Below are 14,200 nucleotides of genomic sequence, written 5' to 3'. Positions count from 1 at the left end.
AGCCGTCCGGCCGTGGGGACGCGGTACTGATGGCCCTGACCAACCGTGCTCCGCACACCGAGCGGGGCGGCTCCGAGCCCGAGATCTCCCGCAGAGCCTCCTTCGGCGAGTACGTCCGCGCCTACGTCGCGCTCTCCAAGCCGCGCGTCATCGAACTGCTGCTCATCACCACCATCCCGGTGATGTTCGTCGCAGCGGGAGGCGTTCCTCCGCTGTGGACGGCGGTGGCCACTCTGCTCTTCGGTACCATGTCGGCGGCCAGCGCCAACGCGATGAACTGTTACATCGACCGCGACATCGACCGTGAGATGCGTCGCACCCGTCAGCGTCCGGGCGCGATGGAACTGGTGACCCCGCGCGGGGCGCTCGTCTACGGACTGGTGTTGGCCGTGGGCTCCACGGTCGGGTTCGCCCTGCTGGTGAATCCGTTGTCGGCGGTGCTGTCGGTCTTCGCGATCCTGTTCTACATCTTCGTGTACACGCTGCTGCTCAAGCGGCGCACCGCGCAGAACGTGGTGTGGGGCGGTATCGCCGGGTGCATGCCGGTGCTCATCGGCTGGGCGGCGGTCACCAACAGTCTGGACTGGGCGCCGTTCGTGCTGTTCCTGGTGGTGTTCTTCTGGACGCCGCCGCACACCTGGACACTGGCCATGCGCTACCGGGAGGACTACGCCCAGGCCAAGGTCCCGATGCTCCCCGTGGTCGCCGGCGACCGCCGCGTGCTGTTGGAATGCGTGCTCTACAGCTGGGCCACCGCGATCGTGTCGGTCGCCTTCTGGCCGGTCGCGGGCACCACCTGGTTCTACGGCGCGGTCGCCATCGCGTTGGGGGCGCTGCTCGTGGTCCAGGCCCACCGGCTGCTCAGCCGCTCCCGTGCCGGGGTGAGCGGGGCCCGGCTCAAGACGATGGGCTTCTTCCACCTGTCCAACGCCTACCTGGCGCTGTTGTTCGTGGCGGTCACCGTCGACCCGCTGATCGCCAACCTCCTGGGCTGAGGAGCCCTCTGAGCCCGGGGCGGCGTCCTGAAGATCGGGACGCCGCCCTTCGCCGTCCCCGGGGAGCTCGGGCGCCCGCCCCACGACCGGAGGCGGTGCCCGTCGTGTTTCCCGCTACGATCGGTGCCCATGCCCCGTCTCGACAGCAAGGCCATCCTGCAAGGCCGCCGCTCCCGCCGTTCGCCGACCCTCGCCCTGGGCACCGCCCTCAGCGTGGTCTGCATGATCGGGATGCTGGTCTACCTGTGGTCGCTCGCCCTGGAGGGAGGGGCCGCCTCGGGGATCGACGGTGGTCTCGGCTTCGCGGTCAGTCTCGTGGCCGCGGTCGTCCCGGTGTGCATCCTGGTACCGCTGATCCTCATGCTCGATCGACTCGAACCCGAACCGGGGTGGGTGCTGTTCTTCGCCTTCGTCTGGGGCGCGGGGGTGGCGGTGCTGGCCTCCCTGTTGTTCAACAGTTGGGGGCTGGCCCACGTCACCGTGCCGCTGTTCGGACAGGAGCTGGGAGGCCTCCTGACCACGTCGATCGTCGCCCCTGTGGTGGAGGAGAGCGCCAAGGGCATGGTGTTGCTCATCCTGCTCTGGCGGCGTCGTCACGAGATCGACACCTTCACCGACGGGGTGGTCTACGCCGGGATGGTGGCCACCGGCTTCGCCTTCACCGAGAACATCCTGTACTTCCTCGGCGCGTTCTTCGACGGGACCCTGGTCGCGACCTTCGCCATCCGCGGGGTCGTCGCCCCCCTGGGGCACCCCGTCTTCACCGCGATGATCGGCATCGGGGTGGCCTACGCCGCCATGCGCACAGGTCCGCTGCGTCTACTGGCGCCCGTCGCCGGATGGGTGGCGGCCGTACTGCTGCACGGACTGTGGAACGGGTCCACCTACTTCGGCTGGCACGGCCTGGCGGTGGCCTACATGGTGCTGTTCGGTGTGCTCCTGGGCATCCTGGCGCTGGTCGCACGTGACCGGCACAGGCAGGTCGGCGCGATCGCCCTCCACCTGCCGCCCTACGTCGCCACCGGTCTGGTCACCCCGGCCGACATCACCATGCTCAGCTCCCTCAGAGCCCGTCGACGGGCCCGTGAGTGGGCGGCGCGCAACGCCGGGCGTGGAGGCCGTACGGCGATGAGGGAGTACCAACTGGCCGCGACCGAACTGGCGCTGTTGCACCGCCGGGTCGACACGGGGTCGGCCGGATCGGACTGGAAGAACAGACGGGACGCCTTCCTCGCGCTCATGCACGTGGCCCGGGACACCTTCCTGGGGCGGTCGCCGCGACCGGTCGTCCCCGGCTGGGCGGAGAGCCCGGCGGATTCGGGGTTCCTACACCGGGCCGACCTCGCCGATGTCATCGCCCGGGCGCGTGCTCGGCAAGAAGGCCCCCCGTCCCACCGGCAGCGACAGGATCTGCGCTGAGGTCCCGCCCCACGGGCACCAGACGCGTGGTGGAGAAGTACAGGCGACAGATCGCGATCCAGGTCAGCGCCGAACCCAGGACGTGCAGGACGACCAGGCTCTCGGGCAGGCCCAGGGCGTACTGCACGTAGCCGAGCACACCCTGCAAGAGCACCGTGACGAGCAGGAACGTGCTGCTCGTCTTGACGGGGCGACCGGCACCGCCGCGGAAGGCGATGCCGAAGGCCAACGCCGAGCCCGCCAGGGTCGACCAGGCCAACGCCGAGTGCAGTCGGGTGACCACGTGCAGGTCGAAGGGCCAACGCGGAGCGGCGGCGTCGCCTCCGTGCGGCCCGGTGCCGGTCACCACGGTACCGGCGACCAGGAGCGCGAAACCGACCACGACCAGGCCGATGCTGACCGCGTGCAGCATGGGGCCCACGGACACATGCGGCCTGCCCTCGGGCTCCCGGCAGCGTACGTACAGGGCCACGGTGATGAAGACCACCACCATGGACAGCAGGAAGTGCGCGGCGACCGAGGCGGGGTGCAGGTCGCTCCAGACGGTGATACCGCCGACGACGCCCTGGCCCAGGACACCGAAGGGAACGAGGGCGGCCAACCGGACGAGGTCACGGCGGCGTGGTCTCACGCGGATGACCGCGATGAGGGTGATGACGGCGACCGCGAGTACGACGAAGGTGAGCGTTCGGTTGCCGAACTCGATGGCGGCGTTGAGCGCGGCGTGCCCGGTGTCGATGGGCACGAAGCTCTCGGGCGTGCACTTGGGCCATTCCGAGCAGCCCAGTCCCGAGGAGGTGACGCGTACGGTCGCACCGGTGACGGCGATACCGGCGTTGACGATGATGTTGCCCAGGGTCCAGGCGCGCAGGGACCTCGGGGTGGGGTTCCAGATGGTGCGCGCCAGAAGCACCAGTGCGAGGACTCCGGCCGCCGCGACGGCGATCTGCCAGCCCCACAGGGGGACTCCGAGGAGGACGATGTCCTCCGCCGCGACTGGGGGGAGTGTGTTCGCGGCCGGTGCCGCGGAGGCCGGGGAAACAGACATACGACAGACTGTAGTACATCGTTTTGCGTGCCGGTGACCGGCTCCACCTGCACCGACACCACGTACGACGACCTGCGCCGACGCCACGGACGACGAAAGGAGGGGGCTCCTGTGGGCGGGAGCCCCCTCCGAAGAAGAGCACCGACGACGGTCGGCCCTCGTCCTAGTCGTCGTTGAAGTTGATGCAGTTGTTCAGCAGGTTCAACTGCAGACCGAGTCCGAGACCGAGCAGACCGGTGCCGTCCACGTCCTGCGCGTACACGCACGCCTGGTCGACCGAGTTGTCCTTGTCGTATCCCCTCCACTCTCCGGCGTTGGCGGAGCCGAAGCCCATACCGAGCAGCCCGGCGGTGAAGAGAGCGGTCATCGTGATCTTGGCGGTGGTGCGCATGGTTCCCCTTCCGAATGCGGGGTCGGGCCGTTTGGCCGACCCACCAGGACAGATAACCATTTGTGAGTACTCAAAAACACTAAGTAGTCGATTGGTTCTCATCGGAGCTTCAGGAGGGCCGCCTCCCGGTCCCGTGGGGCCTTGCCGATGCGGCCTCAACGGCCTCGGCCTTCAACGTCCGCCCTCCCGCCGGTCTCCCGCCCGTCGGCGTCGTGCGCCGAGGTGCGCGTGGAGCCCGCGCTGGCCGTGATCACGCACACGACCGCCAGCCACTGCCACGGGGTGAGCAGTTCACCCAGCAGTACCAGCCCCACCAGGGCCGCCGCTGCGGGTTGCAGGCTCATCAGCACACCGAACACCCGGGGCGGCATCCGACGCAGCGCGTTCAGTTCCAGGGTGTAGGGCACCACCGAGGACAGCACCCCCACCACCAGGCCGAACAGCAGTAGACGCCAGTCCAGCAGGGCCGTTCCGCCCTCGATGACGCCCATGGGGGCCATGATCACCACGCCGACCACGCTGGCGATCGCCAGTCCCGAAGAGCCGCTGAACCGACGACCCGTCGCCGCGCTGAGCAGGATGTAGCCCGCCCACGCCGCCGCGGCGAGCACGGCGAAGACGATGCCCAGGGGATCCATCGAGCCCGATTCCAGCCCCAGGGCGACCACGCCCAGGCCGGCCAGGGCGGCCCACAACAGGTCGATCCGGCGACGCGAGCCCAGGATCGCGATGGCCAGGGGACCCAGGTACTCGATGGTGACGGCGATGCCCAGGGGGATCCGCGCGAAAGCCTGGTAGATGAAGAAGTTCATCAGTGCCAACGCGACGCCGTAGCCGAGCACCACCAGCCAGTCGGAGCGTGAGCGGGCGCGCAGCACCGGGCGCGCCACGAGGGCCAGGAGCACCGCCGAGGTCAGCAGTCTCAACCACACGACGGCCGCGGGGGGAAGGGACTCGAACAGCCCCTTGGCCACGCCGGCGCCGGTCTGTACCGAGACGATTCCCACGAGCACCAGCCAGACCGGTGGCACCGCCTCCAACGCGCGGAGCGAGGACCGCGGCGACCTGTCGTGCTCCGAGACGCTCATGGAAAATCATCCTATGTTTTCGGGCGTCCTCTCCGTCTCCCCCGCCCCCTCCTCGGTGGCCCCTCGCGCTCCTCGGTCGCCGCGGACACGTCGAGGACCCCCGACGGAGGCCGGAGGCGGGGCCAGGGCCGCGACCAGCAGCAGTGCCCAGGCCACCATCGCCACCAGCGGTTGCAGCAGGGTCATGACCAACCCGTAGACCGTCTTCTCCGCCTGGTCGGTGAGGATCTGCGATGTGATCCACAGATAGGGCAACCCCGCCGCGACCAGCTGCGTCGCCAAGGCGGCCCACACCAGACCGGGGCGCGCCGGTCGCCGCCACACCACCAGGGCGCCGCCCACCGCGAGCAGGAGCAGTGGTGGCCCCAGCTGGCGGATCGCGATGAACCAGGGCACTCCGATCGCTTCCATAGGCGGGACCCTATCCCTTCGCTCACGTTTCCCAGCGAATATGCACGAAACGGTCCAGGTGGTGTGAAATGGTTCGGGGTCGTGGGTCCCCACGTCCCCCACCCGTAGCCCGCTGGAGTCCCTCGCATGTCCCGACGCCGCCGTGCCGCCAGTGCCCACGAACGGTACGTTCCCCACTGGCCGATCGTCGCAGGAGCCCTGGCGCTGCTGTTGGCCGTGGCCGTCGGCGGCTACGCCGCCGGTCTGCTCACCAACGACGGCGACGCACGGCCCGAAGGGGCGGACCTGGTGGTCTCGGGGATCCTCGTCCAGCCCTCCGGTGGCCCCGAGCCGGTCGAGGAGGCCGAGGAGTCCGAAGAGTCCGAGGAACAGGAGGAGACCCATCCGGCGGGCCTGGACCCCGAACTCGTCTACGTTCTACAGAACACGCACGGCGACCGCGTCATCGACGTGGCGGGGGGCTCCACGGCCAACGGCGCCCACGTACATCTGTGGGACCGACACGACCAGGACAACCAACAGTGGCGGTTCGTCCCCCTGGACGGGGGTTTCTACGAGGTCGAGGGCGTGGGCAGCGGCAAACTCCTGGAGATCCCCGAGGATCCCGAGGCCGGGCCCGGCGCGGCGATGCTCACCCGCACGGGCGCGCCCAACCAGCACTGGACGGTGATCGAGGCCGGCCCCGGCCTGATCCGACTGGTCAATCGGGCCACCGGCCAGGCACTGGAGGGACAGGGCGGCGCACCGGACAACGGCACCCTCGTCGCCCAGGCGCCGGACGAGGGGCAGGCACACCAGCGGTGGAGGCTGGTGCCCCTCGGCTGAACCGGGTGGAGGTCGAAGCCGGAGACCGTTCAGTCCCAGCGGAAGAAGCGACTGGCCAGAAGGCCGCCGACGAGGGTCCACACGGCCAGTACCGCGAACGCGCCCAGGCCGGGAAGGGTGCCGTCGGTCAGGACCGCGCGCAGCCCCGAGCTGAGAGCCGTGATCGGCAGCACCGAGACGGCCTGTTCCAGCGGACCGGGGAAGCTGCTGGTGGGGAACAGCACCCCGCCCAGACCCAACATCAGCACGTACACAAGGTTGGCCCCGGCCAGGGTCGCCTCGGCGCGCAGCGTGCCGGCCATCAACAGGGCCAACGAACTGAACGCGGCGGTCGCCAGCAGCACCAGCGTGATCGCCGCCGACACGCCGAGGGGCGTCAGCGAGGGGGACCAGCCCAGGGCCAGCGCGACCGCGCACAGCAGGGTCGCCTGGATCGCCTGCACGCCCAGCACCGCCAGGGTCTTGGCGGCCAACAGGCCGAACCGGGACAACGGCGTCGCCCCAAGGCGCTTGAGCACTCCGTAGCGGCGCTCGAAACCGGTGCCGATGGCCAGACCGGTGAACGACGTGGACATCACCGCCAGCGCCAGCACGCCGGGGGTGAGCGCGTCCACCCGAGCGCCCTCGCCCACGTCCAGTACCGAGACGAGGCTGAAGCCCACCAGCAGCAGCACCGGGATCACCATGGTCAGCAGGAACTGCTCCCCGTGACGCAGCATCACCCGCAGTTCCATGCCGGTCTGGGCGGCGACCATGCGCCACATCGGTGCGGCCCCGGGAGCCGGGGCGAACAGCGAGGTGTCGCCGTTCTCGGAGGCGGCGCCCGTGGACGCGCCGAAGGTGTGCTCGGTCATCGGATTCTCGGAGCGGACGCCCCGGCCTTCGGGCGGGGAGAGGGCTCCTGCCTCCTTCTACGTGCTGTGGCCGTCCGCCCGTCACGGCGGGCTCGGGCTCTTCCGTGGGCGGGGACGCCTCACCGTTCGCGCAGTTCCCGGCCGGTGAGTTCGAGGAAGACGTCTTCGAGGGTACGTCGTCGCACGCGAAGGTCCTCGGCCAGGACTCCGGCCGAGGCGCACCAGGCGGTGACCGTGGCCAGGAACTCCGGACCCAGGGCGCCGGGGTCCTCGGTGGTCAGCGTGTACTCACGGTGGTCGCCCGCGACGCTTCGTGAGACCACCCGGCTGCCCGCGGGCAACGCGGACTCCAACCGCGCGGTGTCCACGGGGGAGTCGGTGGAGAAGCACACCTCGCGACGTCCCCCCGTCAGCTCGGCCGGAGTGCCCTCGGCCACCACCGAGCCGTGATCGATGACGATCACGCGATCGGCCAGGCGCTCGGCCTCCTCCATGTAGTGCGTGGTCAGGATCACCGCCACGCCGGCCCCGCGCAGGGCCGTCACCAGATCCCAGGTGGCCATGCGAGCCTGCGGGTCCAGGCCCGCCGTCGGCTCGTCCAGGAAGACCAGTTCGGGGCGCCCCACCACGGCACAGGCCAAGGACAGGCGTTGTTGTTGCCCCCCGGACAGGCGGCGGAAGGGCGTGTCGGCCACAGAGGTCAGACCGAGTCGTTCCAACAGCAGGTCGGGAGCGATGGGCCGGGCGTGGAAGGAGGCCATCAGCCGAAGCCACTCGGCCGCGCGTGCGCCCGTGGGCACTCCGCCGGACTGGGGCATCACCCCGACACGGGGTTTGAGGGCACTCGCGTCGGCGACCGGGTCCAGGCCCAGCACCCGTACCCGTCCGCCGTCGGCACGGCGGAAACCCTCGCAGATCTCGATGGTGGTGGTCTTGCCGGCGCCGTTGGGCCCGAGCAGCGCGGTCACCGCGCCCCGGCGCGCGCTGAAGGTGAGGCCGCTGACCGCGGTAGTGGCGCCGTAGCGCTTGACCAGATCGACGACCTCGACGGCGGCTGTGTCCATGGCTCCTGAGTCTACGGCCGGTCTCGTCGGAGGGCTCACCGCCCCGGAAGCGACGGAACGGCGGACTTCGTACCCGCCCGCCGAGGGAGGTCCGCGTCCTGACACGGTGATCTCGACACGCGGTCGCGGGGCGTGTGCGGCCCGGTCTCTCGGCCGTGCCGGGAGAGGATCGGAAGGCGCGTGTGATCCTGCGTGTGATCTTAGGCAAGCCTGCCCTGCGTGACGAAGGGCATGGAGGCGAGTTTGCCTAGGTGGACTTATTTACGCCACACTGATGTTGTCAAAAGACAGGAGCGGTGTCCGAGGAGGGAGGGGAACCTGTGTCCAAGGCATCCGGTGTGCCCCGTCCCATGACCGGACCTGAACGCGGGGCCGAGACCGGTACCCGGGCTCGGGTCGCGCGGCTCATCCTCGAGGAGGGCCCGATCACCGCCTCCGCTCTAGGGGAGAGGCTCGGCCTGACCCCGGCGGCCATCCGCCGCCACTTGGACAACCTGACCGGTGAGGGCATGATCGAGGCCCGCGACGCCCGACCCCACGGCGGACGCCGTCGCAGGGGACGGCCCGCGCGCGTCTTCACCATCACCAACGCCGGGCGTGACGCCTTCGTCCACGCCTACGACGACCTCGCCACCAACGCTCTTCGTTTCCTGGCCGAGACGGCCGGACCCGAGGCGGTGAGCGAGTTCGCCCGCAGTCAGGTCGCCGACCTGGAGCGCCGCTACAAGCCCATGCTGGACGCGGTCGAGCCGGACCAGCGTGTCCGGCTGCTGGCGGAGGCGCTCTCCAACGACGGCTACGCCGCCACCGCGGGCCGGGCGCCCGCACCCGGAGGCGGCGACCAACTGTGCCAGCACCACTGCCCCGTCGCGCACGTGGCCGCGGAGTTCCCGCAACTCTGTGAGGCCGAGATCGAGGCCTTCGCGCGTCTGCTGGAGACCCCGGTGCGCAGGCTGGCGACCATCGCCCACGGCGACGGTGTGTGCACCACGCACGTCACCCCACGGGGGGACGGGGCGAGCGGGGAGGAAGGCATCCCCGCGTCCAAGGCCATCCGCCAGGCGGCGGAGGGCCCGGTTCAACACAAGGACGTCTGAGTCCAGGAGGAGTCCGCGCATGACGTCTATCGCGCATCCTGAGCTTGAAGGGCTCGGGAACTATGAGTACGGCTGGGCCGACCCCGACAGTGCCGGCGCCTCGGCACGCCGCGGTCTGAACGAAGAGGTCGTCCGCGACATCTCCGCCAAGAAGGACGAGCCGGAGTGGATGACCAAGCTCCGTCTCAAGTCCCTGCGGCTGTTCGACAAGAAGCCGCTGCCCGACTGGGGTGCGGACCTGTCCAGGATCGACTTCGACAACATCAAGTACTTCGTGCGGTCCACGGAGAAGCAGGCCACCTCCTGGGAGGACCTGCCCGAGGACATCAAGAACACCTACGACAGGCTGGGCATCCCCGAGGCGGAGAAGCAGCGTCTGGTCGCCGGTGTCGCCGCGCAGTACGAGTCCGAGGTCGTCTACCACCAGATCCGTGAGGACCTGGAGGAGCAGGGCGTCATCTTCCTGGACACCGACACCGCCCTCAGGGAGCACCCCGAGATCTTCGAGGAGTACTTCGGCTCGGTGATCCCGCCCGGCGACAACAAGTTCGCCGCGCTCAACACCGCCGTGTGGAGTGGCGGCTCGTTCGTCTACGTGCCCAAGAACGTGCACGTGGAGATCCCGCTCCAGGCCTACTTCCGGATCAACACCGAGAACATGGGCCAGTTCGAGCGGACGCTGATCGTCGTCGACGAGGGCGCCTACGTCCACTACGTCGAGGGCTGCACCGCGCCGATCTACAAGACGGACTCGCTGCACTCGGCCGTGGTGGAGATCATCGTCAAGAAGAACGCCCGCTGCCGTTACACGACCATCCAGAACTGGTCGAACAACGTCTACAACCTGGTCACCAAGCGCGCCGTCGCCGAAGAGGGCGCCACCATGGAGTGGGTCGACGGCAACATCGGCTCCCAGGTCACCATGAAGTACCCGGCCGTGTACCTGATGGGCGAGCACGCCAAGGGCGAGACCCTGTCCATCGCCTTCGCGGGCGAGGGCCAGCACCAGGACACCGGGTCCAAGATGGTGCACTGCGCACCCAACACCTCCTCCAGCGTCGTCTCCAAGTCGGTGGCGCGCGGGGGCGGACGCTCCTCCTACCGCGGCCTGATCCAGGTCCAGGAGGGGGCCCACAACGCCAAGTCCTCGGTCGAGTGCGACGCCCTGCTGATCGACACGATCAGCCGGTCCGACACCTATCCCTACAACGACCTGCGCGAGGACGACGTCGAGCTCGCGCACGAGGCCACCGTCTCCAAGGTCAGCGAGGACCAGCTCTTCTACCTGATGAGCAGGGGCATGCCCGAGGAAGAGGCCATGGCCATGGTCGTCCGAGGATTCGTGGAGCCCATCGCACGGGAGCTCCCGATGGAGTACGCGCTGGAGCTGAACCGGCTGATCGAGCTCCAGATGGAAGGATCGGTGGGTTGAGTTGACGACCACGAACACGGAGCCCAAGGCGCACAGCCACGGGCCGGGGCAGATCCCCGTCTCCAAGCTCGACACGCACGGCTCCCACGACGTGAACGACTTCCCCGTGCCCCACGGGCGTGAGGAGGAGTGGCGTTTCACTCCGATGCGCCGCCTCAAGGGCCTGCACGACTGGAGCGGGAGCGTCGACGGCACCGACGAGGTCACCGTCGACGCGCCCGAGGGCGTCACCGTGGAGCAGGTCGGCCGGGACGACGAGCGTCTGGGTACCGCGGGCCTGCCCGCGGACCGGGTGATCGCCCAGGCCTACAGCTCCTTCGAGCGGGCCACCGTCGTCACCGTGCCGCGCTCCCTGGTCGCCGACAAGGCGATCAGGATCGACCGCAAGGCACTGGGAGGCACCGCCTTCGAGCAACTGGTGATCGACGTCCAGCCGATGGCCGAGGCCACCGTCATCATCAGCAACACCGGCACCGGTGTGCGTTCGGGCAGTCTCGACGTCCACGTCGGCGAGGGCGCCAGGCTGACCCTGGTCAGCCTCCAGGAGTGGGACGACGACGCCGTCGAGGTCAGCCAGCACAACGCGCTGGTCGCCAAGGACGCCGACTTCAAGTCGATCGTCATCACCCTGGGCGGAGACCTGGTACGGCTGTCGCCGCGGGTGTCCTACACGGGCCGCGGCGGCAACGCCGAGCTGTACGGGCTCTACTTCGCCGGTGACGGTCAGCACCACGAGCACCGCTCGCTGATCAACCACAACCTGTCCAACACCCGCTCACGGGTGGACTACAAGGGTGCGTTGAGCGGCGAGGGCGCCCACACGGTCTGGATCGGCGACGTGATCATCGGTGAGGGCACCGAGGGCACCGACTCCTACGAGAACAACCGCAACCTCCAGCTCACCGACGGGACCCGGGTCGACTCCGTGCCGAACCTGGAGATCTTCACCGGTGAGGTCCAAGGGGCCGGACACGCCAGCGCCAGTGGACGTTTGGACGACATCCACCTCTTCTACCTGCGCTCGCGCGGGATCCCCGCCGAAGAGGCGCGGCGCCTGATCATCCGCGGCTACTTCCTGGACATCATCAACAGGATCGACAGCCCGGAACTGCGTGAGCACGTCATGGAGAAGGTCGAGCGAAAGCTTGCCGCACATGAGTGAGACGGATCGCTGGGTCAAGGTCGCCGAACTCGGCGAGATCCCCGAGGAGGGCGTCCTGGGGATCGAGACGGACGACGAGACGCCCATCGCCCTTGTCCGCACCGAGGGAGAGGTCTACGCGCTGCGGGACGTGTGCTCGCACGCGGAGGTCCGCCTCTCGGAGGGCGAGGTCGAGGACGGCACCATCGAGTGTTGGCTGCACGGCTCCTGCTTCGACCTGCGTTCGGGGGCGCCGCTCAACCCGCCCGCGACCCAGCCGGTCCCCACCTACGACGTGAAGATTGACGGCGACGACGTACTCGTGTCGCTGGACGAGAAGAATTCCTGAGGCCTGAAATGACGAAGTTCGAAATCCGCGGTCTGCGTGCCGACGTCCTCATCAGCGAGGACGAGCGGCAGGAGATCCTCAAGGGTGTCGACCTGACCATCAACTCCGGTGAGACCCACGCCATCATGGGCCCCAACGGCTCGGGCAAGTCCACCCTCGCCTACGCGGTCGCCGGGCACCCTCGCTACGAGATCACCGAGGGCGAGGTCCTCCTCGACGGCGAGAACATCCTGGACCTGGAGGTGGACGAGCGCGCCCGCGCCGGCGTGTTCCTGGCCATGCAGTACCCGGTCGAGGTTCCGGGTGTGTCCATGTCCAACTTCCTGCGCAGCTCGGTCACCGCGGTGCGCGGCGAGGCCCCCAAGCTCCGCCAGTTCTCCAAGGAGCTGCAAGGCGCGATGAAGGGCCTGGCCATCGACCCCTCCTTCGCCGCCCGCGGCGTCAACGAGGGTTTCTCCGGCGGTGAGAAGAAGCGCCACGAGATCCTCCAGCTGGAGATGCTCAAGCCCAAGGTCGCCATCCTGGACGAGACCGACTCCGGTCTGGACGTCGACGCGCTCAAGGTCGTGTCCGACGGCATCAACCGTGCCCAGAGCGACGGCGGCCTGGGCGTCATGCTCATCACGCACTACACCCGTATCCTCAACTACGTCAAGCCCGACTTCGTGCACGTCTTCGCCGACGGTCGCATCGCCGAGTCCGGCGGCCCCGAGCTGGCCGAGGTGCTGGAGTCCGAGGGCTACGAGCGCTTCGTGAAGGTGGGCGCGTAACACATGACCACAGTCCGCGAGTTCGGTCGGGCCGGGACGGGCCTGCTTGACGTCGCGGCGATCCGGGAGGATTTTCCGATCCTCTCCCGGACCGTCCGCGATGGACGGCCGCTGGTGTACCTCGATTCCGGGGCCACCTCGCAAAAACCCCGTCAGGTGCTCGACGCCGAACGTGAGTTCTACGAACGCCACAACGCGGCGGTGCACCGAGGCGCGCACCAGCTCGCGGAGGAGGCGACCGACGCCTACGAGGCGGCACGGGAGACCATCGCCGGATTCATCGGGGCCGACGTCGGTGAGGTGGTGTTCACCAAGAACGCCACCGAGGGCGTCAACCTGGTGTCCTACGCGTTGAGCAACGCCGCGACCGCCGACGAACAGCTGCGTCGTTTCCAGGTCGGCCCCGGCGACGAGGTCGTAGTGACCGAGATGGAGCACCACGCCAACCTGGTGCCCTGGCAGCAGCTGTGTCAGCGCACCGGCGCGACGCTCCGCTGGTTCCCGGTGACCGAGGAGGGCCGTCTGGACCTCTCCGACATCGGAGAACTGGTCAACGAGCGCACCAAGGTGGTGGCCTTCACCCACCAGTCCAACGTGCTCGGGACCGTCAACCCGGTGAGGCCCCTGGTCGACCGGGCCCGGGAGGTCGGCGCCCTGACGTTCCTGGACGCCTGCCAGTCGGTTCCGCACATGCCGGTCGACGTCGTCGACCTGGGTGTGGACTTCCTGGTCTTCTCCGGCCACAAGATGCTCGGTCCCAACGGGATCGGCGTGCTGTGGGGACGCAGGGAACTGCTGGAGGCCATTCCGCCGTTCATCACCGGCGGCTCCATGATCGGAGTGGTCCACATGGAGTACTCCACGTGGGCCGACCCGCCCCAACGCTTCGAGGCCGGTGTGCCGATGGCCCCCCAGGCCGTCGGCCTGGCCGCGGCCTGCGACTACCTTGCCAAGGTGGGCATGGACGCGGTGGCCGAGCACGAGCACGCGCTCACCGAGTACGCGCTCCGGCGCCTGGGCGAGGTGGAGGGCGTCCGGATCGTCGGACCCACCGAGGCGGTGGACCGCGGCGGCGCGGTGTCCTTCGTGGTGGAGGACATCCACCCGCACGACCTGGGGCAGGTACTCGACGACAGGGGGGTGGAGGTCCGGGTGGGCCACCACTGCGCCTGGCCGTTGCACCGCAGGCTGGGTATCGTCGCGACCACGCGAGCCTCCTTCTACCTCTACAACACGCCGGAGGATGTGGAGGCGCTCGTCGAAGCCGTCGAAGCCGCGCAGAAGTTCTTCGGGACCCGGCCCTAGAACAAGGACGA

General features: G+C 69.0%; 15 protein-coding genes. 9 read left to right on the top strand and 6 right to left on the bottom strand.

From position 1 onward, the window contains the following. Positions 1–29 precede the first annotated feature (29 nt). Together PFX91_RS20045 and PFX91_RS20040 are read left to right on the top strand one after the other, a co-directional pair. Entirely contained in the window at positions 30–995 is a 966-nt protein-coding gene (locus PFX91_RS20045) for a heme o synthase (protein ID WP_285734163.1), read from the top strand. A gap of 129 nt (positions 996–1,124) precedes the next feature. Next, entirely contained in the window at positions 1,125–2,414 is a 1,290-nt protein-coding gene (locus PFX91_RS20040; protein WP_285734162.1) for a PrsW family intramembrane metalloprotease, read from the top strand. Here the strand turns inward: PFX91_RS20040 and PFX91_RS20035 are convergent. From PFX91_RS20035 to PFX91_RS20020, 4 genes are all read right to left on the bottom strand, one after another. Further along, the gene (locus PFX91_RS20035) at positions 2,347–3,462 is read right to left on the bottom strand and encodes a COX15/CtaA family protein (protein ID WP_285734161.1); all 1,116 of its coding nucleotides are present in this window, start codon (positions 3,460–3,462) and stop codon (positions 2,347–2,349) included. The two genes, PFX91_RS20040 and PFX91_RS20035, sit on opposite strands and share 68 nt — an antisense overlap. 163 nt (positions 3,463–3,625) lie before the next feature. Then, on the bottom strand, positions 3,626–3,853 hold the full coding sequence (locus tag PFX91_RS20030; protein WP_285734159.1) for a hypothetical protein: 228 nt from the start codon (positions 3,851–3,853) through the stop codon (positions 3,626–3,628). A 155-nt stretch (positions 3,854–4,008) separates the two neighbouring features. Then, positions 4,009–4,941: an EamA family transporter gene (locus PFX91_RS20025; protein ID WP_285734157.1), complete on the bottom strand. Its 933-nt coding sequence runs from the start codon at positions 4,939–4,941 to the stop codon at positions 4,009–4,011. 6 nt (positions 4,942–4,947) lie between these two features. Then, the gene (locus PFX91_RS20020; RefSeq protein ID WP_285734156.1) at positions 4,948–5,352 is read right to left on the bottom strand and encodes a hypothetical protein; all 405 of its coding nucleotides are present in this window, start codon (positions 5,350–5,352) and stop codon (positions 4,948–4,950) included. A 126-nt stretch (positions 5,353–5,478) separates the two neighbouring features. On the opposite strand from PFX91_RS20020, the gene PFX91_RS20015 reads away from it, so the two are divergent. Beyond that, positions 5,479–6,177 (top strand): RICIN domain-containing protein, encoded by a 699-nt coding sequence (locus PFX91_RS20015; RefSeq protein ID WP_285734154.1) that lies wholly within the window; start codon positions 5,479–5,481, stop codon positions 6,175–6,177. A 29-nt stretch (positions 6,178–6,206) separates the two neighbouring features. On the opposite strand, the gene PFX91_RS20010 is transcribed toward PFX91_RS20015, so the two are convergent. Both PFX91_RS20010 and PFX91_RS20005 read right to left on the bottom strand, forming a co-directional pair. Beyond that, entirely contained in the window at positions 6,207–7,031 is an 825-nt protein-coding gene (locus PFX91_RS20010; protein ID WP_285734152.1) for an ABC transporter permease, read from the bottom strand. Between the two features lie 119 nt (positions 7,032–7,150). Beyond that, positions 7,151–8,095 carry an ABC transporter ATP-binding protein gene (locus PFX91_RS20005; RefSeq protein WP_285734150.1) on the bottom strand — a complete coding sequence of 315 codons (945 nt, stop codon included), beginning with the start codon at positions 8,093–8,095 and terminating at the stop codon, positions 7,151–7,153. Between the two features lie 320 nt (positions 8,096–8,415). Between PFX91_RS20005 and PFX91_RS20000 the strand changes: the two genes are divergently transcribed. Genes PFX91_RS20000 through PFX91_RS19975 form a run of 6 tightly spaced genes read left to right on the top strand, consistent with a single transcriptional unit; the run spans position 8,416 to position 14,189 of the window. Beyond that, positions 8,416–9,192 (top strand): helix-turn-helix transcriptional regulator, encoded by a 777-nt coding sequence (locus PFX91_RS20000; protein ID WP_285734148.1) that lies wholly within the window; start codon positions 8,416–8,418, stop codon positions 9,190–9,192. A gap of 19 nt (positions 9,193–9,211) precedes the next feature. Next, on the top strand, positions 9,212–10,624 hold the full coding sequence (gene sufB / locus PFX91_RS19995) for a Fe-S cluster assembly protein SufB (RefSeq protein ID WP_285734146.1): 1,413 nt from the start codon (positions 9,212–9,214) through the stop codon (positions 10,622–10,624). 1 nt (position 10,625) lies between these two features. Further along, positions 10,626–11,786 (top strand): Fe-S cluster assembly protein SufD, encoded by a 1,161-nt coding sequence (sufD, locus tag PFX91_RS19990; protein WP_285734144.1) that lies wholly within the window; start codon positions 10,626–10,628, stop codon positions 11,784–11,786. Continuing rightward, positions 11,779–12,114: a non-heme iron oxygenase ferredoxin subunit gene (locus tag PFX91_RS19985; RefSeq protein WP_285734142.1), complete on the top strand. Its 336-nt coding sequence runs from the start codon at positions 11,779–11,781 to the stop codon at positions 12,112–12,114. The genes sufD and PFX91_RS19985 overlap by 8 nt, the downstream gene beginning before the upstream one ends. An 8-nt stretch (positions 12,115–12,122) precedes the next feature. Then, positions 12,123–12,884 (top strand): Fe-S cluster assembly ATPase SufC, encoded by a 762-nt coding sequence (sufC, locus tag PFX91_RS19980; protein WP_285734141.1) that lies wholly within the window; start codon positions 12,123–12,125, stop codon positions 12,882–12,884. A 3-nt stretch (positions 12,885–12,887) separates the two neighbouring features. Beyond that, positions 12,888–14,189 (top strand): cysteine desulfurase, encoded by a 1,302-nt coding sequence (locus PFX91_RS19975; RefSeq protein WP_285734139.1) that lies wholly within the window; start codon positions 12,888–12,890, stop codon positions 14,187–14,189. Positions 14,190–14,200: the final 11 nt, after the last annotated feature.

Source organism: Nocardiopsis sp. ATB16-24, from assembly GCF_030271535.1.
In the GTDB taxonomy this organism is placed as follows: domain Bacteria; phylum Actinomycetota; class Actinomycetes; order Streptosporangiales; family Streptosporangiaceae; genus Nocardiopsis.
Note: the sequence above shows the minus strand (reverse complement) of the source record. Positions and strands in the feature narration are given on the sequence as shown.